Raw genomic sequence first — 23583 nt, 5'->3', positions numbered from 1 at the left:
TAGTGGGATTTTTAGCAGGTAAAAAGGCACTCATTATTGGTCTAGCTAGCAATAGATCTATTGCTTATGGCATTGCCAAAGCGTTTCATGAGCAAGGAGCTGAATTAGCGTTTACTTATCAAAATGAGCGTTTGCAAGATCGCGTAGAATCAATGGCAGCTGAATTCAACTCTACATTGACCTTTCCTTGCGATGTAGCTCACGATGAAGAAATTAAAGCCCTTTTTTCCAACCTCCGCAAACATTGGGACCACTTGGATATCTTAATTCATTCAGTTGCTTACGCCCCGGCAGATCAAATTAGTGGAGACTTTGTAGAATCCTGCACACGTGAAGGTTTTAGAATTGCTCATGATATCAGTGCATACAGCCTAATAGGTCTGGCGCAGGCTGCTTTACCCATGATGGAAGGTACTGAGGGCTCCCTTTTAACGCTATCTTACTATGGCGCAGAAAAAGCAGTGCCTAACTATAATGTTATGGGTGTCGCTAAAGCAAGTCTTGAAGCATCTGTACGTTATTTAGCTGCAAGTTTGGGCCAAAAAAGCATTCGTATTAATGCCATATCAGCTGGACCAATCAAGACGCTCGCCGCTGCTGGAATTAAGGATTTTCGTAAAATCCAGAGTGCCTATGCCAACATTACCCCACTCCATAGAAACGTTACTATTGAGGAAGTTGGAAATACCGCAGCATTTCTATGCTCTAACTTAGCCTCAGGGATTACTGGTGAAGTTGTTCACGTTGATGCTGGTTATCACGCGGTCTCAACTATGAGCGATATCAGCTAATCTTTATTGACCTCTCCTACAATTAGGAGAGGTTTCATTCAATAGAAAGACATTGGTTATCGATTGAACACCAGTTTCAGTCTAAAGATGAACCTATTTTTAAATAATAGCCCCCATCCTTCATGTCCACCTCCCCGAAAAGATCATCATAAAGTTCTGCTCATAGCATATTCGCTATCAATTCAATTTTATCCAAAAGCGTTAAAAAGTCATCAAAATGATACTTAATCACCATTTAGAATAAAAAATACTCATTTAGGTAGTATAATAAACTTATGAAAAACAAAACTCATGCAGCTTTATATTTTCAGTATTGAGCAAGATTGAGTTTAAGGAACAATTTATGCCACTAGAACCAATCAAAAAAGTGTTTTTGGATAAAATGCTCGAAGAAATGCCTTATGATAGACAGAGACAAATAAACTTAACTTCTCTCGTTAAAAGATACAATGAAGCAATATACGAATTAGGTGAACTAAAAAGAAACTCTGAATGGAAGCTCATACTCGAGCCAGATGCCTTTAAGCTCGCAGAACAAAAACTTATATCAGCGGGTAAAGATCTAAGATCAGGTCAGGTATTGGATAGCAAATCATCCAGTTGGGTGAAGCATATGCAGGAATATGACCAAATTGTAGAAAAACTTAAAGAACCTAAAATAGATGAGACGATAAAAGAAAAATTCTGCTCGTATTTTAAGGAACCTAATCAAAAGAAAAAAGCGGATGAATTTATTGATGCATACAATAAAAAACTCGAAGCCTTGGAGCAAGAAAGAGAAGAATGGAAGCAAAAGAAAGATAAAAATGGTGATCCACTTTATGATCCAATTATGGAAGCAGAAGTAGAAAAACAACTTAAAATAGTACAAGCACATGTAATTCAAGCAATGCAAGCGACAACAGCAGCAGAAAAGGCAAGGAAACTCAGTTTAGCTAAGGAAGCACTTGCTGGAGTTGGACTGACTTTAGCTGGCGCAGGCTTAGGAATGATTATTGGTGGCGCGGGTGGCAGTGTTGTGCCTGTGTGGGGAACCATCACTGCAGGGATCGTAGGAGGCATAGCAGGCGGAATTTATGGTGGAATAAGAGCATATAGAGGGTATGAGATCGCTAAAGCAAAACTTCAAGAGAGAGTGGATAGAGTACTGGGAGTAATAACTGAGTACTCTAGTTTAAACACGTCGACACATATGAATCCAGGCATAGCACAGCTTAAATCTCCAGAAACTTTTGCTTGGCTGTTCGGAGGACCTCGAGGAGCTGACTATCAAAGAATGCATAAAAAGTACACAAAACCTGGCGAAAAACTCGAAGAAAGCTTTAAAAAACCGATGGATATAATGTTACAAAGTAAATTTGCAGAGACTAGAGGTGCTTATTTTCTTATGCTGGAAGATATGATTCGTGAGAACGCCGCCGATGCAGCCTTACAAGTTGCTGCTGGCCTCACTCCAGCATCACCATTCGATCCTTATACCGCAATACTCATCTCATCACAATTTACAATAATGTGCACTGCTCAAATAGGAACAGCTCGCGCCATGGCGAATCTTGAGCCTCTCGAAGGAATGCCTTCAGGACATATACCCGTGGATAATAACAAAGATCTGCTGCATAAAGCAGCCGCCGGGTTAGCTTCAAATGCTGAATGTTTAATATCACTTGCGCATCAGATCAATATCAGTACAAATATAGAACACGAGATAAAAACAGAAATGTTAGCAGATGTACATGTTGCGTTGACTTACACCATTGAGACATATAATGAGCTGGTGACCAAGCACAATTTGCCCTTACAAAAAGATTTGGTCGAAGCCTTAAAAACAGGAATATCAGCAGATATAAAGAACAAAGGATTAAAAATCACAGTGGATAATGAAGAAATTACTGCATCAGACAACCAAAGTAAACAAGAAAAAAAGATATACAGTTCAGGAGCTGCGACACTTAAATATCTGAGAAGTGACGCTTTAAATATGTTTTCATCCTCATTTCACCATCTGAAACCGTCCCAACTGATGGATAGACCACACTTAGAAAAAGCACTCGAGGGAGCTGATTATTTCATGAATGTTACAGTTGGGCCTGCATTAGGAATCTACGCAATCGGTACTACCACATTTAGTCCATATGTACTAAATCCAGAAGCACCTAGTACAGTTGAATTGGGGCAATCAGGAACAACCGTACCCGGACTCGCAACAGGCATAACTTTAGGTGTGTTAGCATTAGCTTGTGGTGTGGGATCAGCTATGTGCGGCATTAAAGCAGAGAAAGAAAGTGCAAAAATATGCTTACTAGGAGATGTTGCTGAACGACGTCGTGTTATTCACAGCAAACTCCATCATCCTGAACGAGGAAGTGCTGCATTAATGCAACGTACAGATGATGAATTACGTAATCTACTCGATAATCCAAAACAACAACTCCTTTTGCTCAAAACACAATCTGTAGGTTTGGCGGTACAAAGTGAGTCGGCTTATAAAGCTCAAGAATTATCTAGAGCAGAACGTACATCCCACTTAAGGAATGTTGGAATGTGGAAGGGTAAGAAACACGAGTCGCACAGACCTATAACACCGGGTCGTCAGAAGCATATTCTTGATGTGATGAATAGTGGCCTAAAATGTTTATCAGACCTACCTAAAAAAATGCAACGTGAAATTGATGCCTTTGATAAAAAACATCCCAAAACATACAGGCAAGAAAAACACAAGGAAAAGATCAAAAAACTTTACGAAGAAGCCGCGAATCACATCGAACTTATGGCAAAAATCGTCGATTCACTTCATGGGTTGCCTGACGGTACAGACCCCGAATTGATAAATAAACTTAATGACGTGCTTTTTCAATTGCTAAGCTTAGAAGAGTATACGAGAAAAAAATATCCGCCGCATGTGGTGGATGTGTACCTGGAAGAACAAGAATCCCAGTATAAGAATAAACCGAGTGTAGATGATTTTAAAATTATGGAGTTCTATGATTTGATAGAGGAATTTAAAGTAAATATACCGGAAGGACCAAAAGACTTGCGAGGAGAAGCAATGGATAAGCTTGGACTCTAACACATAATGATTAAATGAGTGTTAGTATATTGAACTTCTTGGTAAAATTAAGTTATATTGCTAATTATTTTACAAACAAGTTATATCAATAAACTAATTCTAGGAGAAAGACAATGAAGCCTACGAGAAATGGTAGTTTAGGTGCTCCTGAAGAGATAATATCAGAACTAGTTGAACACTGTAGGAAGGGGCATAAATGGGGCGTAACAGCGATTCTAAGAAAGGTCAATGAGCAGGCTCGTGGCCCGCTATTAAACCAACGCGATCATTTTGGTGATACAGCACTAACAGCCGCTGCCGCTGGAGGCTATGACAGTTTGGTAAAATATTTGCTTAAGATACCTGGTGTTAATCCGAATGTTACGACTGAGAGAACAGGATTTACACCACTCATAATGGCTGCAGCTAAAGGACATGCTAATACGGTTGATACGCTGATTGAAGAACCAACGGTAGAGCTAGAAATAAGAGATGCAAATGGGATGACTGCCGCAGAAGAGGCGGAATATTCCAACCACTTAGACATTTCAGACGCAATAACAAGTAAATTGTCACCGTAACTCACTCTGTAAGATTAGTATTGTTGTGCTCTATAGCCTACTATTCTAACGTGTATAGAGAGAAGTGATTGCAAAATTTAAAAAAAGCGAGAAATTAAAAGCTGACAAAAAAAATCGGAATAAAGTGTCCTGACTATATGTCTCATTTCTGACTATTATGGAGCCCAGCTTCTTGAATTTCCGTAGTTGTATCAATTGGATCGGACTTATTGCGGTTCAATGGATCAAGATCAGGTAATTCCGTTAGTCCAGAGTTCGAAGGAGCGTCCATTTGAGGTTCGTTAACCCCAATCGCATTTGCTTCTTCTGGAGTGTCATTTGGATCAAGCTTAAATTTGTCTATAATGGCCTGCCATCTAGGATGTCCCATAATATTCTCGAGAAAAACACCTTATGTATATTATAGTCCATAGGCATGGAACTGATGAGGAAGAAATTGATTACTCAATTTCTCCCATACTTTTATATACCGCATCCAGCGCTTTTAATGATTCAAGCAAAGACTTCATTTTAGCTAAAGGCCAACTGTTAGGACCATCACTTAAAGCTTTATCTGGATCAGGATGCGTTTCCATAAACAATCCTGAAATACCCGCCGCTACTGCAGCTCGAGCAAGCACAGGAACAAACTCGCGCTGACCACCGGAAACACCATTATTTCCTCCAGGCAATTGCACTGAGTGAGTTGCATCATAAACAACAGGACACTCTGTTTCGCGCATAATCGCTAATGAACGCATATCTGAAACCAGATTATTATATCCAAAACTCACACCCCGCTCGCACGCCATAATTTGTTCATTACCGCATGCTTTTGCTTTGGCAATAACATGTTTCATTTCCCAAGGAGCTAGAAACTGCCCTTTTTTGATATTAACGGGTTTATTCATTGACGCTACTTTTTGGATAAAATTGGTTTGTCTGCATAAAAACGCCGGAGTTTGTAACACGTCAACAACACTAGACACCTCCAGTAAGGGTGTATCTTCATGAACATCAGTTAAAACAGGGACTCCCACCTGTTTTTTAACTTTTTCCAAAATCGACAATCCCTTTTCAAAACCAGGGCCTCGATAACTGGATATAGAAGAACGATTTGCTTTATCAAATGAAGATTTATATATAAAAGGAATCTGCAACTGGCTGCATAGTTCTTTTAAATACCCAGCTGTTTCCAATGCCAACTCTTCACTTTCAATGACACAAGGTCCAGCAATTAAAAATAAAGGCTTATCTAAACCTACTTCAAATCCACATAATTTCATTTTTAATTTTTTCCTTGATGTTTCTCGCGAGCAGCAAGCACAAACTGTTTAAAGAGTGGATGGCTTGCTCTCGGAGTTGATGTAAACTCTGGATGAAATTGACAGGCTAAAAACCAAGGATGGTCTGCTAACTCCACCATTTCAACTAAAGAATTATCTGCCGAGCGGCCAGATATAATTAATCCATGCTCAACCAGACTTTCAACATATTTATTATTGACTTCATAACGATGACGATGACGCTCGATTACTTGTGATGTTCCATAGACCTTACGCGCCAATGTACCTTCTGCCAATTGACACATCTGGGCTCCCAAACGCATCGTACCACCTAAATCGCCATGTTCATCACGAAGTTGTTTTGAGCCATCCACATCCATCCACTCACTGATTAATCCCAGCACAGGATATGCTGTATTTTTATTAAACTCCGTAGAATTTGCTTCCTTTAAGCCAACAACGTTTCTGGCAAATTCAATCACGGCAGTTTGCATTCCCAAACAAATTCCCAGGAAAGGAACTTTATGCTCTCGAGCATATTGGATTGCCTTAATTTTCCCTTCCACACCGCGCTCCCCAAAGCCGCCTGGAACAAGAATGGCATCAATACCTTCCAAAAGCTCGGCGCCATGTTTTTCAATCAACTCAGCATCTAAATAGACAATTTCAACTTTAGTTTGGGTATGAAGACCAGCATGCAGCAAAGCCTCATTAATTGATTTATATGCATCATTCAGCTCAATATACTTCCCGACCATAGCAATTTTTACAGTCATATTTTGTGTGGCTTGCATCGCTACAACACGATCCCATTCACTTAAATCAGCTGGTTTGGCATTTAGCCCGAGTTTCTTCACAACAATGTCGTCAAGTCCGTGCTCGTGTAATATCCTTGGAATTTGATAAATACTTGGTGCATCCTCAAGAGGAATAACCCCATCTTTTTCCACATTGGTAAACAATGCAATTTTAGCTCGGTCAGACATAGGTAACGCTTTTTCTGAGCGACAAATCAAAATATCAGGTTGGATACCTATTGAACGCAATTCCTTCACTGAATGTTGTGTTGGTTTTGTTTTTGTTTCGCCTGAAGTTGCAATGTAGGGCACTAATGTCAGATGTATAAATAAAGTTCTTTGCGAACCTAATTCAATACGCATTTGACGAATTGCTTCAAGAAAAGGTAATGATTCAATATCACCAACAGTTCCACCAATTTCAACCATTGCCACATCAAAACCATCAGCACCTAATTTGATGCATCGCTTGATCTCATTAGTTATATGAGGAATAACCTGAACAGTACCCCCTAAATAATCACCCTTTCTTTCTTTTTTAATGACAGTTTCATAAATTTTCCCAGAAGTAAAATTATTACGCTTTGTCATCGTTGTATTTACAAAACGTTCATAATGTCCCAAATCCAGATCTGTTTCTGCACCATCATTGGTTACAAAAACTTCGCCATGCTGGAATGGACTCATAGTTCCAGGATCAACATTAATATAAGGATCAAGCTTAATGAGTGTTACTGTAAGACCACGTGCCTCAAGAACAGCGGCGAGAGACGCAGCTGCAATACCCTTTCCTAAGGAAGAGACCACACCACCTGTAATAAAAATAAAATTTGTCATAATTGACCTTTTATCCTGCTAATTAAGTACTGTTCAATAGAGAAATAAGAAATTCAGGTTCTACTGTAGCCTGGGTGAAGCGAAGCGGAACCCAGGGTTTTTACTACAGATGTCCCGGGTTCCGCTTCGCTTCACCCAGGCTACAATAAATCAAAAACCAACTTAACTTATTGCCAACAAATGTCCCATTTTCTCTTTTTTAGTTTTTAAATATCTGTGACTTTCCTTAGTAGGTTCTATTTCTAAAGGCACTCTCTCCATAACCTTTATTCCATAACGATCAACAGCAGCAATTTTTGATGGGTTATTCGTTAATAACCTTATTGCATCAATACCAAAATATTTCAGTATTTGATAAGCAATAGCATAATCCCTGCTGTCAACAGGAAGACCCAGTTGATGATTCGCATCAACAGTATCCCAACCTTGCTCCTGCAAGGCATAAGCTTTTAGTTTATTCGCTAAACCAATTCCTCGCCCTTCCTGGCGTAAATAGATTAAAACGCCTCCCTCAGCTGCAATCAGTGACAGAGACTGTTCCAATTGTTTGCCACAATCACACTTACAAGAACCAAAAATATCGCCAGTAATACATTCTGAATGAATGCGCACTAAAGGCACTCGATTGGCAAATATAGGTGGTTTTACTAAAGCAAAATGCTCCGCGCAATCAAGTTCATTTGCAAACACAGTCATATTAAAATCGCCTTTGTTTTGCAAAGGAATACGTGTTGAAGCAGCAGCGCTGACTAAAACTTCATGACGAATTCGGTATTCTATCAAATCCTTGATTGTAACCAGAGGGATATTATGTTTTTGAGAAAATAAAACCAACTCGTCGCGCCTGCTCATGGTACCATCTTCATTGATAATTTCACAAATCACTGCCGCAGGTGTTAAACCAGCAAGTTTTGCCAAATCAACACTACCTTCTGTTTGTCCAGGTCGCTCCAACACGCCCTTCTTCCTAGCACGTAAAGGAAAAACATGCCCAGGGGAAATAACATCGGCTGGCCCGCTTTCAGGATTAATGGCAACTTGAATCGTCTGAGCTCTATCTTTCGCTGAAATACCCGTCGATACGCCTTGTGCCGCTTCTATGGATACAGTAAACGCCGTACCATAAGGCGATTTATTATTTTGTGCCATCATTGGCAAATGTAATTTATCAATCAGTTCATCAGCCATAGACAAGCAGATCAACCCACAACCATGACGAGACATAAAATTGATTGCTTCTGGAGTTGCATGTTCTGCCGCCACAACCAGATCTCCTTCATTTTCCCTATCTTCATCATCCATTAAAATAACCATTTTACCGGCTTTGAGTGTTTCCACTGCGTGTTCTATTGTTGCTAATGAATACTTCATAACGCGACCTCATTTGATCCAGTGTTCATTTAATCTTCCAGCCAATCCAGACATGCTATCATATTGTCGCCCATAGCATGCCAAGAAACTGTATGCGCTCGGTTAAATATCCCACTTTGCTGGTATGCTGAAACTGCATTGTGTTCCAAAATACTTGGAACAATATATAAATAAGTTCGATGAACTAACCCTTCTTGATGGAGTGCGCTAAAAAGAGCACCACCTGCTTCTACCCAAACATCATGAAATCCTAACTCTCCTAGGTGGCTGATTATAGCACTTAAATCCATTTCTCCATTTTTCATGGGCATAAAATGCAAAGTACTATTGGGATAGGAGCATTCTCGATCATTACAATGATACACATGACAATGAGCAGCCGCCGAAAAAATTTTAGACTCTTTATTAAGACTTAACTGTCTATCAACAATTGCAACAGGCTTTGCCTGCTCTTCCTGGCCTAAACGTACATTCATCTTGGGATTATCCAGTTGCACTGTTCTGGCAGTTGTAAGAATCACATCTGCTGCAGCGCGCATTTGATGCGTAAATTCGCTACATAAGGCATTAGACAAAATAACACGCTCCCCTACTGTGCGACCAATTTTACCATTTAATGTTTGCGCTATTTTCACTGTTACTCTTGGCTTTTGAGTCAAAGTCCAATAAGAATAACTTTTATAAAATTCAGTAATTTCATCTACAGGATAATGTGTCACTTTTATCCCATGGGCGCGTAATTTTTCTGTTGAATTATTTTTAGCTACTACTGGATTGGGATCCAAATAAGCAAAAACAACTTCATCTACCCCATGTTGAATAATCGCATCGACACAAGGCGGCGTTCGCCCCCAATGATTACAAGGCTCAAGAGAAATATATAGACTGATCCCTGGCATTTTAGGAGGGATCTGTGTTAACAATAATTGTTCTGCATGCGGAGTCCCTGCACCTCTGTGACATGCTTGTGCTATAATAGCTCCATTTTGCACAGCAACGGCGCCAACACAAGGATTAGGGGCGCAGTGGCCTTGTCCAAGACGGGCCTGTTCAAGAGCTGCGAGCAAAAACGTTTTGTGCATTGTTTTAGTACCTTTCTAAAGATGCATGGTAACCGCTCATGCACTAATAGCCGTTTTCCCAAGGCAAGCCATGGGATAACGAGAGGGGATGAGTAGTTACGATGCGTGAATGATAACAAATTATTCAATTTTTGAGTAGCCTAATGATTAAATTGAAAATTAAGAAAAACATCTGTTGGATACTGTTAGCAAGTATTCTTGTCCAACCCTCCTTTGCTGAGGGGTTGTCTCCATACTCAACAAGTGAACTGGAGCAATTAGAAAAAGAATTCGTACAGCAGATCAATCAGTCAGAAAGTGTGGAGCGAAATCCGTTAGCAAGCCAATACATTAATCGTATTGGAAAAAATCTTGCTCGTGCCGGCCATATTAAATCACCCGATTTCTTTATAGTTAAATCAAATGAAATCAATGCGTTTGCAGGTCCTGGTGGGCATATAGGTATTAATTCACAACTTATTTTAACTTCGGATAGTGAAAGTGAACTTGCAGGAGTAATGGCGCATGAGATCGCGCATGTGCGTTTGCATCACCTGTACAGAGCCATCGAACATCAAAAACAAATGCGTATTCCCATGCTCGCTTCCTTACTGGCATCTGCTGCCTTAGGTATCATCAATCCTACAGTTGGAATGGCTGGAATGATGGGATCATTGTCAGGATTTTCTCAAGATAACATCAATTTTACGCGCTCCAAAGAAAAGGAGGCAGATAGAATTGGAATCGATATGCTGATTAAGGCAGGATATAATCCTCACAGTATGGCTGCTTTTTTTAAGAAAATGCAGGAAAATTCGCGCTATTATTACACTGCAAATGTCCCAGCAATTCTGCGTACCCATCCTCTGGACGGAGACAGGATAGCCGAAGCAGAAAACCGTACGACGCAGTTTTCGCGCAAAAAATACACAGACTCCCTTGATTATCCATTAGTCAAAGAATTGATTCGTACTTCGGTCACTCGAGAACCTAAAGCATTGCTGGATTATTATGAACATCAATGCAGTAAAAAGACCCCTGTCCAGGCCTGCCAATACGGTCATGCCCTTGCCTTAATCAATACAAATAATTATGCAAAAGCATCTGCTATTTTAAGCCCTTTATTGGCACAAAATAATAATCTTTATTTTCAAATTGCTATGGCACAAACTGAAACAGGATTATCCCAGCATAAAGCAGCACTCTCTCGATTGGAGGAAATGCAAAAAAATTATCCAGATAATTATGCAGCTCTGATGGCCTATGCTCAGGGTTTATTAGCTGCGAATCAAAATGAAAAAGCAACAAGCCTCTTACTTAAAGGAAGTAGAAAGTACAAACAAGATCTGCCTTTATGTCGTGAATTAGCTCGAGCACAGGCTCAATCACATCAAAAGAGCTACGCCTATTTTACTCAGGCCCAATGTTTGCTTCTTGAAGGACAAAAAAGAGCCGCAGTCGCTCAACTGAAAGTTGCCCGTAGTCTTGCAAAAAAAGATCCTTATTTATCAGCAAGGATTTCCGCCAAAATTGATGAAATTGTGAATTAGAAACAACCCTCACCCCTACCCTCTCCCACAAGTAGGAGAGGGGATTCTTAATGGCATTAATTCCCTTCTCCCCTCAGGGGAGAAGGTGCCCGAAGGGCGGATGAGGGTAATTAAGAAAATCAATCTCGAAAATTCTCATACTGTAATGGCAATTTAATATTTGAATTTTTTAAAAGCGCAATTGTTTCTTGCAAATCATCCCGTTTTTTTCCAGTAACACGAACTTTGTCTCCTTGGATGGATGCTTGAACTTTAACCTTGGAATCTTTAATGCATTTCACAATGTCTTTGGCTGTTGGCTGATCTATTCCTTGCTTAAACGTCATATTAAGGGAATAAAATTTTCCGCTGTGTACCGGCTCATCTTCTATATCCACTCCAGAAGCATCGAGATTACGTTTACTGCAGTGATTTCGAAACAAATCTTCTAATTGTCTGACTTGAAAATCTGATTCGGAGCGTAACGTCACCGTAAGCTCTTTAAGTTCTATGCTTGACTCAACTCCACGAAAATCAAAGCGGGTACCCATTTCACGTACAGCATTATCAACCGCGTGACGTAATTCAACCATATTGGTTTCAGAGACAATATCAAAAGAAGGCATAAGCGACTCATTCAGGTTAAAAAATATAATTTAACAAAAAAGAAAAGTTTAAACCACATCTCCCTTGATCGATTGTATGCAGTTGCATATTCGCCTAAAGCATGTTATCAAATTAAATTGATTCAAAAATATTCTATTTAGTTAGCAACCGCACAATAGCTTCTGGTTATTCTATCTCAAGGAGTGAGAAGTATGACAAAGGAAAAGAAGGAATACACCCCATATCAACCCCAGCAATATCATTATCGTTCTTGGCTCCATTCAGCATCCTGTTATACCGAAGAGGAATTAGCCAAAAGAGAATGGATAATTAAAACTCGCGCCAATTCAGGAATTCATCCTGATTATTTGTCCAGTTCAAGTTCTTGGTTCGCCGAGGATTCGCAAGCATTAATTAATGTCTATGAACGCTCTTGGTTTTACTCCAATGCATATAAAACGCGTCACGTGTTAACCCGAGATGATTTTCACGTCCAACCCATTGATAGCCAACTCTTACAATGGCCTATCTTGTATGAGTTAATGCAAAAAACTGGAGATTACTTACTAGTAAGAAATCAGGAGTTACCCAAAGAACATTTAAATCAGCCCATGAATTTTTTCTTACTGGATTTGAATCATATCCTGAAAGGAATCAGCCAAAATCCCAGCGCGAAACAAACAAGAGAACAATTGGAGCATGTTGCTCGTTACGTACGGACTATAGAAAAGGACATTTCCCCTTTTGCAGGCTCCGATCGAATGTTTTTAGCCAATTTTCGCAGTACTATTGATGATGACATCCACCCTCAATTAACGCATAAAATAGAGTCACAATTATTAAGAGATCGGCTTGGTGAGTTATCAAAAACTATTGATCAAGTATCCACCGAGCGCAACAGAATTTTACATTTTGCTCTGAATACAAATCAAGTTAATCCTCACCCTTATACGTTCTCAATTGCGCCACCTACTGATGATCTGAAAGCCTATCCTACACAAGCCGCAAAAGAGTGTAGCAAAGGTTCCACTTCCCTCGTAGAGAATTCTATGCCTGGATTACAATTAACAGGTGAGCAGCTCAAAGATTGTCCTGATTTCCAATTAATTACTACGCAGGAAGAAGTACTCGACCATTATGCCAAAGCAGTAACGGATTTAAATGAACTAGACCAGTTTCAAAAAGTCATTACTCAAACCATAGGATTATTAGAACAAGCTGGAGAAGTGTATACCGTTTTTCAATTTAAGGAGCAATTATCTTTACTACTAAGAGAAACTGAGTCCTTTATTGATGAATCATCTGTACACATTGAAAAAATAATTCAGGCGAATACACAAGCCTATCACAAAGCAATTCAAGAGGAACAAAGTTTCTCCTATATGAGTTTGTCTGGTATAAAAAAATGGATCACATCGGAACGAGAAAAATTAAATACATTCATAGGCAATCAAGATAATTTAGCGCATTTTCCCTCTACAACTGCAGAACTTGCAAAAACGAACCAAGTCCTCAAACAACAAGTAAATCAAGTTATTGGTCATTTGAATGGTCCTATAATACAGGGTTCTGATTTTGCTACGCTTGTCGGACAAGCTCAAGAATTAAATGTATTGATGGATTCGATGCATGGTTGGATCAAATTCCAATATGAACTTAAAGGTCTTAAACCGCCTCAAAAACCGGATAAATTGCCATTATTACCACAACCAAGTTCCCAGCAAAAGTCTCATCCACAACCTAAATCACGCCCGTCATTTTTCGAGCATAATAAAAAACTGCTTGTTGTTGATGATGATTATCACCAGCCCAACTGGTCTTATGAAACACCCAGATATCGACTCCCCACAGAGCCGCCACAAGCCATAGCTCCATGTGCTGGAAATCAGGATATGGATGTATGCCCTATTCAGGAGACAGAGACATCTAACGCAGGTGTATATATAGCAGCCATTGTTTTAATCCCTATCGGATTAATTGCGATTTATTTGTTATATAAATCTCTAAATAAGCCAGAAACTAAAGTGAAAATTCTAGGAAGCAAAGAAGAGTATGTGAAAATAAAAACAAAATTAGACGATTTCATTGTAGAAATCCAAAGAGTTCGAAAAAAAGATGATCCCGCAGTAAAGGATCTATTTGAGGAATATATTAATGAATACGATGAGCTAACTCAAAAAGCTCAAAAGGGAATTTATGATATAGAAGAATTAAAAGAACTCTATGTAGGTATGGAGGAGTTCTATGATGAGTATTGCTCCGAATCAATATCACTTACGAATTAACATAGGGTTATTTGAGCCGATGTGTCGTTCGGCTCAGGGTTCATTTCTCCCAAAAAACTTAATTCTGATTGAATATAAGCTATAGTTTGATGTACTGGTTATTCACTAGACACTATAATAAAGATATTTAACCTTTAATTTTAATTTGCCCTAGAGTCCCTTTTCAAAAGAGAAGGATAAAAATGCATCTGTAGAGATTTTTTGTGAAAACATTTAAAAGTAATTTTCAATCCTTACTAAGCTTAGCTGTTCCACTAATATTCACTGGATTATTGCAATCTTCGGTTTACTTTTTTGTAACTTTATTTTTAGCTCATGTAAGCCAAGACGCATTAGCAGCAGGTTCACTGGTTGCTTGGCTATTTGGCACATTTAACGTCATTATTATTGGTATTTTAAATTCAATTAACGTCTTAATCGCTCATCGATATGGAGCTCAAGATGAGCACGGAATCTCTTTGGTTTTTCGAGATGGGTTTTGGCTGGCCTGTATTTTGACCATTCCCGCGTGTTATTTCTTTTGGCATATTGCGCCGCTGCTCTTATATCTCGGACAAAACCAAGCTTTAGTTAAGCTGACAGAATCTTATTTACACGCGCTTACCTGGGGATTATTCGCTAATTTTATTACTGTGGTACTGTTGGAGTTTGTTATCGGACTTGGCAAGACACGACTTGCATTACTCTTTAGTGCCCTGAATGTTTCTTTGAATATCCTATTTAGTTTCGTATTGATTTTTGGAAAATTTGGCTTCCCTGCTTTAGGCGTTGCTGGTGCGGGTTGGGGTACAACTATAGGTTTTTGGATAACTGCATTATTTTTCACTGGGTATATTTTTACAAATAAAAACTATAAACCCTATACGCGTCTTCTCTTTGCTCACATCAAACCATTTTACTTAATTGAACTACTTAAAATTGGTGCTCCTTTAGGGATTATGTATTGCATTGAAATTGGCTTTTTTTTCGTATTGATTTTAATTATGGGCTCGCTTGGAAATCAATTGTTGGCCGCCAATCAAATCACATTACAATATTTATGCATTTTGATATCCATCATTTTTTCCATAGCCCAAGCAATCACAGTACGCATAGGCCATTTATTGGGAGAAGGCGATATAGTCACTGCAAAACATGCAGGATATATCGGCACTTTTGCTTCAGTTATTTTTATGTTTGTTGCAGCACTTTTCTATTGGTTTTTCCCTGAGCTACTTATTGGTATTGATTTTGATATACATGAATCCGACAATCAGGACGTTGTGCATTTTGCCATTCAGCTTCTGGCTGTTAGCGCAATTTTTCAAATATTCGAATCAGCCCGTATTTCATTATTTGGCGCTTTACGTGCTCTAAAAGATACACGCTATACCTTAGTCATCTCCATAATCAGTTTTTGGGGGATCGCTTTACCTGTAGGTTACTTATTTGCAATTCCACTCCAATGGGGAGGTGTTGGTCTTTGGTGGGGCATGTCATTAGCTGCTTTTATCAGTGTTCTATTGCTCTATTGGCGGTTTAATTTTAAAATGCGCCATTTCGATTCAATTGGATAACATCTTGAAACGCACCGCTTTGTTCTGCCTTTTTTTAATATGCAATATAGTTACTGTTTCAGCATTTGCCTTAAATAATCCTGATCTTAAATCGTATAAGTATACATTTTCCAAAAAAGAAAATTTTCAGGTTTCCTTTGCTGATTATCCTAAAGGCCAAGAAAAATTCTTTGAGCTTGGATTTAAAAATGGCGTTACACTCCCTCACGAAATTAATACTCCCTTGCATGGATTAAAAATATCAGGCAACAATCATAGTGATGACTTATTCATGTATGCTTATAAAAAGGTAAAAGGGTTAAAGCCTAATACAACCTATCATGTGAGTTTTACTTTGGAATTTGCTTCTAATGCCGCTGAAGGTTCTCTAGGTACAGGAGGATCAGCTGGTGACTCAGTCTACGTGAAAATTGGTGCTGTAACTGATGAACCCCAACGACGTTTAGACAGTTCTGACTATTACAGAATTGATTTAGATAAAGGAAATCAGGCACTTGATGGAAAAGATATGATCACGATTGGTACTGTTGGCGTAGACACTCAAAACCCCACTTACCGACTAAAAACCTTGCCTTATTTACCCGATGAAGAAATGCAAGCCAAACTCGCTAATTATACCGTTATGACCAACCATAAAGGTGAAGCATGGCTAGTCCTTGGTACTGACTCTGGATTTGAAAGTACGACTACAATTTTTTATACCAATCTATTGGTAACGTTCAAAGAATCGGTATCGGATTAGGAATTATTTGAAAAATGTAGCCTGGGTGAAGGTCTAAAGACCGTAACCCGGGTTTCGCTTCGCTACACACAGGCTACATGCTACATGCGTTGAGTGAGTTTACCGCCCTACTCACACGGTACAAGCCATCAATGAAAATAGACCTTATACAACAAAAAGAGGCCAATAATTAAAGTAATTACCCCTGTAGTGATAAATAGTTCCGATTTCTTGATTACTTTACCCCAAATTTTATACACGGTATCTGGACAATAGAGCCTAAATAAGCCGCCAATTAGTATTAACCAGGCAATAATAGTAACAATGACAGGCCAACCCATTACCCATACGTTATGACTAATAACCATTAATAAACCAATAATTAATGTTATTATGCCAACAACTAACATTACAGCGCGTTGCCCCATTAATTCTTTCATTGCGGTGACTACAATTTCACGTCTTACTAGTAAAAGCAGACTCACAATTACCAAATACCAACCCAGTACTGCAGCTAAAAAATTGGTATTCATAACAATCTCCTGAAAAGAATCCCTCTATATAAATTATAGTTCAATATACCCCTCGATAACGTGGTGAATTAAGGAAAAAAAGCTAAACTTATATATATAAGTTTGGATCAAAGGGTTCTTAAAATGAACAAGCAATTTACCGCAAATGTTTACTGTAAAGAAGAAAAAATCGCGACCCAAACTGGAGATGATATTGATAAGCTTTACGCCTGGATGTTAATTCAAGTCAATGGTTACTTTGGTGAGATTCGTGGTGAAATTATTGATAATAAAATCAATAAAACCGTCAGGACATTTTGCAAAGCTCCTATAGAATAATGCCAACCTATATCTACTTTGATTTAACAATTACTTCATCATAAGCATCACGTTCACCTGTAAAAAAGAGTTGTTGACTAAGACAAGGAAGCACTTACAATGAATCCTTTTACGTTAAGGATAGTCATGAGCATTAGCGGAAAAACTTCCTCATTTAACTTGTTTTGGTTGCTCAGTTATATTTCCATTGCATCGGTTTCGGCAGCAATTATCACTCCTTCTTTGCCAAAAATCCAAACTGAATATGCTTTAGGCCCGGGAACCATTGAATGGATTGTCTCCGCATTTTTGATTGGTTATGTAGTTGGCCAATTGATTTATGGGCCGCTTGCAAACCGATTTGGTCGTTTAAAAGCGCTCCGCACTGGGCTAGTAATCAATCTGTTTGGGATTGCAATTTGTTTGATTGCCTTGGTGCAAGGAAACTACTGGTTGCTTATAAGCGGACGGTTAATTACTGCTTTAGGTGCTGCCAGCGGACTTGCCTGTACATTCATGCTAATTAATGAATGGCTACCCGAATCACAACGCAAAACGGCCATGGCCTATTCCGTATTATCCTTTGCACTTGGAATTGGGATCGCTGTAGTCATTGGTGGATTAATTACTGAATATTTTCACTGGCAAGGATGCTTTTGGATTTTACTTGTGCATGGTTTCATCATGCTCTTCGGTACTCGTGTGTTTCGCGAAACATTAGTTCGCCCTAAATCAATCCATGTCTTAACGATTATACGTGATTATTATGCCGCACTTGCGTCTGCAAAACTGGTGATTTTTTCATTAGTTGTGGGATGTTGCTCTGCAATAGCTTATTGCTTTTCTGCTGCGGGACCTCAAATCGCAGAAGAACTATTGAAACTGACAGCAGCAGAATATGGCTACTGGAATATACTCAACATTGTTGGCATGCTCTTGGGTGGATTATTTGCCAAGCAGTTACTGACTCGTTTCTCAGCAAATCAGCTCATTTCGATTGGTTTTTTTGGTGTTGCCCTAGGAATACTTAATTTATTGATGATGTGGCATTTTGAGAGTCAATCTTCGTTATGGTTTTTCTTAACTACATCCGACTTATATTTATTTAGCGGGTTTCTATTTTCAGGCGGCTCATTTGTTGCCTCTAACGCACTTAAGGACAAAGCCAGTGCTGCTGCCATGATGAGTTTTGTTAACATGTGTTTTGCAACACTCAGTGTCATATTGATGGGCTATTTAATGGTTAATCCTTTATTAAGTTTCATTATTATTTTAAGTGCTGTTTGGTTGCTTGTTGTTGCGTTACTAATGATACAGGTTGTCAAAGTAAAGAATACATTGCTGTTATCTGGAGATTCAGAGTAACTATTCACGCTTTCTTGCGAGGAAAAGGAGGGACCCATGTCACGTAGCCATAGCCATATACCCCAATCACTACAAAATTTTTTGGATTTGATCAATACAAAACCACCCGTCTATATACCCGAAGAGGTTCGTGATCTGGCGGAAAAAACAGCCGAGGCTTTTGCCTTGCCTAAATTATTTGTTCCTCTGATAAGTAACCTAAAACTACAACTGGCTGATCGTGAGATAGCAACACGAATTTATCATCCAGCCCCACAAAAAAAAGCACCTTTAATCATTTATTTTCATGGAGGTGGACATCTATCAGGAAGTATAGAAACTCATGATGCTCTTTGTAGGCGAATTGCAGTGAGCAGTCAATGTATCGTTCTTTCTGTGGGTTATCGTTTGGCTCCAGAGTTTCCATATCCAGCTGGATTACAGGATTGTATTGCGGTTTTTGCACAAAAGGCTGAGTTACTTAAAGAATTTCAAGTCAATACTGACCATGTCTTTTTAGCCGGTGATAGTGCCGGGGGAAATTTAGCACTTTCTGTTTGCCATCAAATGAAAGAACGTGGTGATAATACGATTAAAGGATTGGTGCTAATCTACCCTTCTGTTGATTTCTCTATGAACTATGATTCTTATCAGCGTAATGGCGAAGGTTTTTTACTCACACGAGAAAAAATTAAATGGTATTTTGACAATTATTTTCGAAATGGTGGCGATCGCATTCAAGCGTCACCCATTTATTTCAAACACTTAGAATTATTGCCACCGTGCTATATCGCAGCAGCTGAATACGACCCTTTATTCGACGAAGCGCATGCTTTTGCAAAAAAAATAAAAAATTTGGGCGTTTCCGTAACATTAGAAGAATTTAAGGGAATGATCCATGTTTTTGCACAACTTGAACTATTTGTACCCGATCAGGTTTTTCGATTGATAGCATCCGTAGGGCATTTTATCAAGTCTCATTCTGTTGAGTAGTAACATGTAGCCTGGGGGCAGCGCAGCGGAACCCGGGTTTTGGAGTATGAGTGGACCTCTTAATTCCCGGGTTCCGCTGCGCTGCACCCAGGCTACATGTAGGTTTATCTTACAAAGTATCAAACCCCTCATACTCTTCCCAAACTTGCTTTTCATAAGTACATTCTTCTACAACAGCAAGCTGCGGCCCTTCTTTTAACCATTCATAAAACAGTTCCAGATTTTCAACCGTCCCACAAGCAAAAACCTCCACACGCCCATCATCCAGATTTCGTGCCCAGCCTGTAATGCCTAATTTTATCGCTTCTCTTTGTGCTGAGGCGCGATACCATACACCTTGAACTTTTCCTGAGATATAACATCTCATACATGCTTGATTTGACATAAAAATTTCTTATTGGTTTTTGGATAAATAAAGTTTATCTTATTTTAAAAAAAGGAGATAAAAATGGCTATATGGTTTCAAAATATTTCTCTCGAAGCGTTAAATCAATTTGGGAAAAATACCATGTCCGAATTTCTTGGTATTAAGTTCATTGAAATAGGTGATAATTTTTTAAGAGCAACCATGCCAGTAGATGAACGCACCAAACAACCTATAGGCATTCTTCATGGTGGTGCGAATGTCGCCTTATCGGAAACAGTAGCGAGCACTGCAGCAAACGCAGTAATTGATACAAGCCAATTTTTTTGTGTCGGTTTAGAAATTAATGCCAATCATATTCATTCCGTTAAACAAGGCATTGTAACTGCCATCACTTCTCCTATCCATATAGGACGCTCTACTCATGTTTGGGAAGTTAAGATTTTTAATGAAGAACAAAAACTAACCTGCATTTCGAGAATGACTGCTTCAGTAATCAATCACCCCAAAGTATAGCCAGTTGTGGATATTCCTGTGTTTCTTAGAGGATTAGGATTGTGATAAAATAATCCGTTTTTTTGATTTACTCTCAGTTGTTATGAAACCTAATCAGACACTTAAAAATCGTGGTGCTCTTAGCAATCCAGATGGCCGATTCGAACCACAAACTCGTGAGTATTTTGCCGATGGCTGGGATATGGAAGAAGATATTCTTCCCCATCTAGAAACCTTTTTATTTCCTGAGCATTCCAAATCAGTAATCAGTCGTAATGATTCTCCTGATCTAGGCTTTGAACAGTCAATTAATCCCTATCGAGGGTGTGAACATGGTTGTATTTATTGTTATGCAAGACCAAGCCATTCTTATGTTAATTTGTCTCCAGGAATCGATTTTGAAACTAAAATCTTCTATAAAGTAGATGCTGCAAGGCTTTTAGAAAAAGAAATTAATCGATCAAGTTATACGTGCAAGCCAATTGTCTTAGGTGCAAACACAGATCCCTATCAACCAGTAGAGGCAAAACTGGAAATTACTCGCGATCTTTTAAAAGTATTAGCGAATCATAATCACCCCGTAATCATAATTACTAAAAATGCGCTTATTGAACGCGATTTAGATATCTTGTCCGATATGGCCAAACTGAATCTGGCCAAAGTTGCAGTAAGTATTACTTCGCTTTCAACCGATCTCAAACGAATTATGGAACCAAGAACTACAGCCCCCTCAGGACGATTAAGAATAATAAAACGCTTAACTGAAAACGGAATACCTACTCGTGTTTTGGTTGCCCCTATTATTCCGATGATCAATGACCTTGAGATGGAAAAAATCATGCAAGCTGCTGCACATGCTGGAGCCAGGCATGCAAATTATGTGTTAATCCGGCTGCCTCACGAAGTAAAAGAATTATTTAAAGAGTGGCTTGCGCAACATTTTCCTGAAAGAGCCGAACATGTGATGAGCCTTATTCGTCAAATGCGTGGAGGCAAAGAATATGATGCACGGTTCGGCACCCGTATGCGTGGTGAAGGAGAATATGCCAATCTCTTAAAAGCTCGATTTCAGCTTGCTTGTAAACGATTTCAGTTAAATATTGAACCCAGTCCTTCTTTGGAAATAGACAAGTTTTATAAAAAAGAAAATTTATCCTTCAAACAACTTAGCTTATGGGAAGAGGCTTGGTAAAGGAGAGAGGCATGCTATTAAAATGAACTGCTCTGCATAAAAATACCCTCTTATTTAAAAAAATATTTTTGAATATTTTACAATCACTTAAGTTTAAAATAATTTTTTTTGAATATTATTTGTGCAAATTAAAGAATCAATTCTATACTTAAGCTGAGTAAAAAAAAAAGTAAACCGAAGGAGGATGTAATGAATACAAGTTCATGCATTTCAAAAGTGTTACGTACAGGTATTATATTAGGTTCTTTATTCTTCGCAGTAGGCTATACGTCCATCGCCAGTGCAGCTCAAGGTTGCGGCCATGGATATCATAGGAATATGTATGGCGCATGCGTATTAAATGCCCCTGGTCCATATTCTAGACCAGCCCCATATCATCCAGGTTGCTGGCGAAATGCTTGGGGTCAATTACGTTGCTATAGATAATCGTTAAAACAGGCCTTACCTTTTCCCAAAGGTAAGGCTTATTTCAGGCTAATGAATTAATATTTATTTCTTTTTATTAGAATGATGTTCAAATTTAGAGTCAGATTTCTCCTGAGCATGTTTCATTTTATCAGGATGAGAGGAATGTTGTTGATCGTGACGACGTGCATCTTGTGACTCATTTTTATATTTATTATGCTTTGACATTTTACTTTCTCCTTGAGTTTAAAATTTCATCCATAGAATTTAAACTTAGTTCGCCTTGCCTGAAAAAGCAAATCATTATCCTAATTAATATCACCCTTGCGTTATTCATAAATTCAGTGGTTGTAATTTAAAAAGTAAGCTAAAGTAATTTCAATTGAAAATTATTTTAAAACGGACTTTCATGGCACCAGAAATAAATGAAATTTTAAGGAAAATAAGACAACAAAAACCTTTTATATTAACTATTACCAATTATTTTCCTATGGGTTATGTAGCCAGCGGAATACGCAGTGTTGGTGGCTTCCCAATAATGTGCAGCGCAGAAGAAGAAGCTGAGGAATTACTGAAAATCTCTAAAGCAGTCGTCATCAATCTAGGCAAACTAGATAATACTTTTGTTAAGCTAAGTAACCACATCTGTGACATAGCAAACCAGATGAACATTCCCATCATTTTAGATCCGGTGGGAGCAGGAGCAAGCCGATATCGAACCGATATTGCGATAAACTTGATAAAAAAGCATCAAATTTCCATTATCCGTGGCTACCCTAATGAAATTGCAAGTTTGCTGACAGGGGAACTCATCATTCAAGATAATAATCATCTGTTTGAGGACAAAATAATAATTGAGAATGCGAGGTCCTTATCAAAAAAACATAAGCTTGCTGTAGTTGTAAGTGGGAAAAGACACGTAGTTGTTAACTCAGCTCACATGGATCAATTTAATTTTGATTCCGCTATGGTGCAAAAAGTAGCAGGGATAGGTAATTTACTTTCAGCAATTATTAGTGTTTTTCATACAGTTGTCCCAGATCAATTTTTGGCTGCTCGAAATGCTGTACATTTTTATGCCGAATGCGTTGGCCCAATTTCATCTAGTACTTCCGGCCCGGGATCATTGATTATTGGGATAATCGATAAAATCTACACTAATGCAACAAAGGCACAACTGTTTGCGTAGTTCGGATTAGTTTTTGTAGCCTGGGTGCTGCGCAGCGGAACCCGGGATCATGTGGCTCATTTCAGCTCAGAAATCCCGGGTTCCGCTGCGCTGCACCCAGGCTACAATATGCTCATGCCATTAAGGGGGTACTAATGCGGTCGTAACAACTTAATACTACCCCACAACCCACATCCGCAAAGAACGCCCTAACCTTTTAATAAAGAAATAATAACAACTCTCATCATTCAGGTATAATTTAAGATATTATAGATATAACAAGATACAGATTGCACAAAATAGTACTGAATGATAAAATTTGTTCCATTTGGTAAATACATAGGCC

At 38.7% G+C, this 23583-nt stretch carries 23 protein-coding genes; 14 read left to right on the top strand and 9 right to left on the bottom strand.

Annotated features, from left to right (window positions below):
• The first annotated feature begins 2 nt into the window (after window positions 1-2).
• From Lstg_RS00320 to Lstg_RS00310, 3 genes are all read left to right on the top strand, one after another.
• Entirely contained in the window at window positions 3-791 is a 789-nt protein-coding gene (locus tag Lstg_RS00320) for an enoyl-ACP reductase FabI (protein ID WP_058475674.1), read from the top strand.
• Between the two features lie 343 nt (window positions 792-1134).
• Window positions 1135-3858, top strand: coding sequence for a hypothetical protein (locus Lstg_RS00315; protein ID WP_058475673.1), 2724 nt, complete (start codon window positions 1135-1137; stop codon window positions 3856-3858).
• A 113-nt stretch (window positions 3859-3971) separates the two neighbouring features.
• Window positions 3972-4418 (top strand): ankyrin repeat domain-containing protein, encoded by a 447-nt coding sequence (locus Lstg_RS00310; RefSeq protein ID WP_058475672.1) that lies wholly within the window; start codon window positions 3972-3974, stop codon window positions 4416-4418.
• A gap of 142 nt (window positions 4419-4560) precedes the next feature.
• Here the strand turns inward: Lstg_RS00310 and Lstg_RS00305 are convergent, their stop codons facing one another.
• The 5 genes from Lstg_RS00305 to ribD form a co-directional block, all read right to left on the bottom strand.
• Window positions 4561-4788, bottom strand: coding sequence for a hypothetical protein (locus tag Lstg_RS00305; RefSeq protein ID WP_058475671.1), 228 nt, complete (start codon window positions 4786-4788; stop codon window positions 4561-4563).
• A 70-nt stretch (window positions 4789-4858) separates the two neighbouring features.
• Window positions 4859-5683, bottom strand: a complete 825-nt coding sequence (gene kdsA / locus Lstg_RS00300) for a 3-deoxy-8-phosphooctulonate synthase (protein WP_058475670.1) — start codon at window positions 5681-5683, stop codon at window positions 4859-4861.
• A gap of 2 nt (window positions 5684-5685) precedes the next feature.
• Entirely contained in the window at window positions 5686-7317 is a 1632-nt protein-coding gene (locus Lstg_RS00295; RefSeq protein ID WP_058475669.1) for a CTP synthase, read from the bottom strand.
• Window positions 7318-7479: 162 nt separating this feature from the next.
• Entirely contained in the window at window positions 7480-8688 is a 1209-nt protein-coding gene (locus Lstg_RS00290) for a bifunctional 3,4-dihydroxy-2-butanone-4-phosphate synthase/GTP cyclohydrolase II (RefSeq protein ID WP_058475668.1), read from the bottom strand.
• A gap of 29 nt (window positions 8689-8717) precedes the next feature.
• A complete protein-coding gene (gene ribD, locus Lstg_RS00285; RefSeq protein ID WP_058475667.1) occupies window positions 8718-9770 on the bottom strand; it encodes a bifunctional diaminohydroxyphosphoribosylaminopyrimidine deaminase/5-amino-6-(5-phosphoribosylamino)uracil reductase RibD in 1053 nt (350 codons plus the stop codon).
• Between the two features lie 143 nt (window positions 9771-9913).
• Between ribD and Lstg_RS00280 the strand changes: the two genes are divergently transcribed.
• Window positions 9914-11299, top strand: a complete 1386-nt coding sequence (locus Lstg_RS00280; RefSeq protein ID WP_058475666.1) for a M48 family metalloprotease — start codon at window positions 9914-9916, stop codon at window positions 11297-11299.
• Between the two features lie 119 nt (window positions 11300-11418).
• Here the strand turns inward: Lstg_RS00280 and Lstg_RS00275 are convergent, their stop codons facing one another.
• On the bottom strand, window positions 11419-11904 hold the full coding sequence (locus tag Lstg_RS00275) for a YajQ family cyclic di-GMP-binding protein (protein ID WP_058475665.1): 486 nt from the start codon (window positions 11902-11904) through the stop codon (window positions 11419-11421).
• A 192-nt stretch (window positions 11905-12096) separates the two neighbouring features.
• Here Lstg_RS00275 and Lstg_RS00270 point away from each other — a divergent pair, with 192 nt between their 5' ends.
• The 3 genes from Lstg_RS00270 to Lstg_RS00260 all read left to right on the top strand — a co-directional run bounded on the left by Lstg_RS00270 (window position 12097) and on the right by Lstg_RS00260 (window position 16467).
• Window positions 12097-14169 carry a hypothetical protein gene (locus Lstg_RS00270; protein ID WP_058475664.1) on the top strand — a complete coding sequence of 691 codons (2073 nt, stop codon included), beginning with the start codon at window positions 12097-12099 and terminating at the stop codon, window positions 14167-14169.
• Between the two features lie 203 nt (window positions 14170-14372).
• Window positions 14373-15725, top strand: coding sequence for an MATE family efflux transporter (locus Lstg_RS00265; RefSeq protein ID WP_058475663.1), 1353 nt, complete (start codon window positions 14373-14375; stop codon window positions 15723-15725).
• 4 nt (window positions 15726-15729) lie between these two features.
• The gene (locus Lstg_RS00260; protein ID WP_238585337.1) at window positions 15730-16467 is read left to right on the top strand and encodes a hypothetical protein; all 738 of its coding nucleotides are present in this window, start codon (window positions 15730-15732) and stop codon (window positions 16465-16467) included.
• 128 nt (window positions 16468-16595) lie between these two features.
• Here the strand turns inward: Lstg_RS00260 and Lstg_RS00255 are convergent, their stop codons facing one another.
• Window positions 16596-16979: a hypothetical protein gene (locus Lstg_RS00255; RefSeq protein WP_058475662.1), complete on the bottom strand. Its 384-nt coding sequence runs from the start codon at window positions 16977-16979 to the stop codon at window positions 16596-16598.
• Between the two features lie 123 nt (window positions 16980-17102).
• On the opposite strand from Lstg_RS00255, the gene Lstg_RS00250 reads away from it, so the two are divergent.
• The 3 genes from Lstg_RS00250 to Lstg_RS00240 all read left to right on the top strand — a co-directional run bounded on the left by Lstg_RS00250 (window position 17103) and on the right by Lstg_RS00240 (window position 19613).
• Window positions 17103-17297 carry a hypothetical protein gene (locus Lstg_RS00250; RefSeq protein ID WP_058475661.1) on the top strand — a complete coding sequence of 65 codons (195 nt, stop codon included), beginning with the start codon at window positions 17103-17105 and terminating at the stop codon, window positions 17295-17297.
• A gap of 126 nt (window positions 17298-17423) precedes the next feature.
• On the top strand, window positions 17424-18641 hold the full coding sequence (locus tag Lstg_RS00245) for an MFS transporter (protein ID WP_058475660.1): 1218 nt from the start codon (window positions 17424-17426) through the stop codon (window positions 18639-18641).
• A 36-nt stretch (window positions 18642-18677) separates the two neighbouring features.
• Window positions 18678-19613, top strand: coding sequence for an alpha/beta hydrolase (locus Lstg_RS00240; RefSeq protein WP_058475659.1), 936 nt, complete (start codon window positions 18678-18680; stop codon window positions 19611-19613).
• Between the two features lie 109 nt (window positions 19614-19722).
• Here the strand turns inward: Lstg_RS00240 and Lstg_RS00235 are convergent, their stop codons facing one another.
• Window positions 19723-19998 (bottom strand): acylphosphatase, encoded by a 276-nt coding sequence (locus Lstg_RS00235; RefSeq protein ID WP_058475658.1) that lies wholly within the window; start codon window positions 19996-19998, stop codon window positions 19723-19725.
• Window positions 19999-20061: 63 nt separating this feature from the next.
• Between Lstg_RS00235 and Lstg_RS00230 the strand changes: the two genes are divergently transcribed.
• From Lstg_RS00230 to Lstg_RS00220, 3 genes are all read left to right on the top strand, one after another.
• Window positions 20062-20493, top strand: a complete 432-nt coding sequence (locus Lstg_RS00230; RefSeq protein ID WP_058475657.1) for a hotdog fold thioesterase — start codon at window positions 20062-20064, stop codon at window positions 20491-20493.
• An 82-nt stretch (window positions 20494-20575) separates the two neighbouring features.
• On the top strand, window positions 20576-21664 hold the full coding sequence (locus Lstg_RS00225) for a PA0069 family radical SAM protein (RefSeq protein WP_058475656.1): 1089 nt from the start codon (window positions 20576-20578) through the stop codon (window positions 21662-21664).
• Window positions 21665-21853: 189 nt separating this feature from the next.
• Complete coding sequence (locus Lstg_RS00220; RefSeq protein ID WP_058475655.1) at window positions 21854-22090, top strand: GCG_CRPN prefix-to-repeats domain-containing protein; 237 nt, start codon at window positions 21854-21856, stop codon at window positions 22088-22090.
• Window positions 22091-22153: 63 nt separating this feature from the next.
• Here Lstg_RS00220 and Lstg_RS17835 read toward each other — a convergent pair whose 3' ends face one another.
• A complete protein-coding gene (locus tag Lstg_RS17835) occupies window positions 22154-22297 on the bottom strand; it encodes a hypothetical protein (RefSeq protein WP_165481733.1) in 144 nt (47 codons plus the stop codon).
• Window positions 22298-22478: 181 nt separating this feature from the next.
• Here Lstg_RS17835 and thiM point away from each other — a divergent pair, with 181 nt between their 5' ends.
• Entirely contained in the window at window positions 22479-23258 is a 780-nt protein-coding gene (gene thiM / locus Lstg_RS00215; protein ID WP_058475654.1) for a hydroxyethylthiazole kinase, read from the top strand.
• Window positions 23259-23583 lie beyond the last annotated feature (325 nt).

The organism is Legionella steigerwaltii (assembly GCF_001468065.1).
GTDB classification, from domain to species: domain Bacteria; phylum Pseudomonadota; class Gammaproteobacteria; order Legionellales; family Legionellaceae; genus Legionella; species Legionella steigerwaltii.
This window is presented reverse-complemented; position numbering and strand designations above follow the sequence as displayed.

Bases quoted from the DNA above. Each gene is read 5' to 3' on its own strand.
- Lstg_RS00315 (WP_058475673.1), top strand. From the start codon at position 1,135: ATGCCACTAGAACCAATCAAAAAAGTGTTTTTGGATAAAATGCTCGAA.
- Lstg_RS00220 (WP_058475655.1), top strand. From the start codon at position 21,854: ATGAATACAAGTTCATGCATTTCAAAAGTGTTACGTACAGGTATTATA.
- Lstg_RS00305 (WP_058475671.1), bottom strand. From the start codon at position 4,788: ATGGGACATCCTAGATGGCAGGCCATTATAGACAAATTTAAGCTTGAT.
- kdsA (WP_058475670.1), bottom strand. From the start codon at position 5,683: ATGAAATTATGTGGATTTGAAGTAGGTTTAGATAAGCCTTTATTTTTA.
- Lstg_RS00245 (WP_058475660.1), top strand. From the start codon at position 17,424: ATGAGCATTAGCGGAAAAACTTCCTCATTTAACTTGTTTTGGTTGCTC.
- ribD (WP_058475667.1), bottom strand. From the start codon at position 9,770: ATGCACAAAACGTTTTTGCTCGCAGCTCTTGAACAGGCCCGTCTTGGA.
- Lstg_RS00310 (WP_058475672.1), top strand. From the start codon at position 3,972: ATGAAGCCTACGAGAAATGGTAGTTTAGGTGCTCCTGAAGAGATAATA.
- Lstg_RS00270 (WP_058475664.1), top strand. From the start codon at position 12,097: ATGACAAAGGAAAAGAAGGAATACACCCCATATCAACCCCAGCAATAT.
- Lstg_RS00280 (WP_058475666.1), top strand. From the start codon at position 9,914: ATGATTAAATTGAAAATTAAGAAAAACATCTGTTGGATACTGTTAGCA.
- Lstg_RS00240 (WP_058475659.1), top strand. From the start codon at position 18,678: ATGTCACGTAGCCATAGCCATATACCCCAATCACTACAAAATTTTTTG.
- Lstg_RS00290 (WP_058475668.1), bottom strand. From the start codon at position 8,688: ATGAAGTATTCATTAGCAACAATAGAACACGCAGTGGAAACACTCAAA.
- thiM (WP_058475654.1), top strand. From the start codon at position 22,479: ATGGCACCAGAAATAAATGAAATTTTAAGGAAAATAAGACAACAAAAA.
- Lstg_RS00225 (WP_058475656.1), top strand. From the start codon at position 20,576: ATGAAACCTAATCAGACACTTAAAAATCGTGGTGCTCTTAGCAATCCA.
- Lstg_RS00235 (WP_058475658.1), bottom strand. From the start codon at position 19,998: ATGTCAAATCAAGCATGTATGAGATGTTATATCTCAGGAAAAGTTCAA.
- Lstg_RS00250 (WP_058475661.1), top strand. From the start codon at position 17,103: ATGAACAAGCAATTTACCGCAAATGTTTACTGTAAAGAAGAAAAAATC.
- Lstg_RS00295 (WP_058475669.1), bottom strand. From the start codon at position 7,317: ATGACAAATTTTATTTTTATTACAGGTGGTGTGGTCTCTTCCTTAGGA.
- Lstg_RS00230 (WP_058475657.1), top strand. From the start codon at position 20,062: ATGGCTATATGGTTTCAAAATATTTCTCTCGAAGCGTTAAATCAATTT.
- Lstg_RS00255 (WP_058475662.1), bottom strand. From the start codon at position 16,979: ATGAATACCAATTTTTTAGCTGCAGTACTGGGTTGGTATTTGGTAATT.
- Lstg_RS00275 (WP_058475665.1), bottom strand. From the start codon at position 11,904: ATGCCTTCTTTTGATATTGTCTCTGAAACCAATATGGTTGAATTACGT.
- Lstg_RS17835 (WP_165481733.1), bottom strand. From the start codon at position 22,297: ATGTCAAAGCATAATAAATATAAAAATGAGTCACAAGATGCACGTCGT.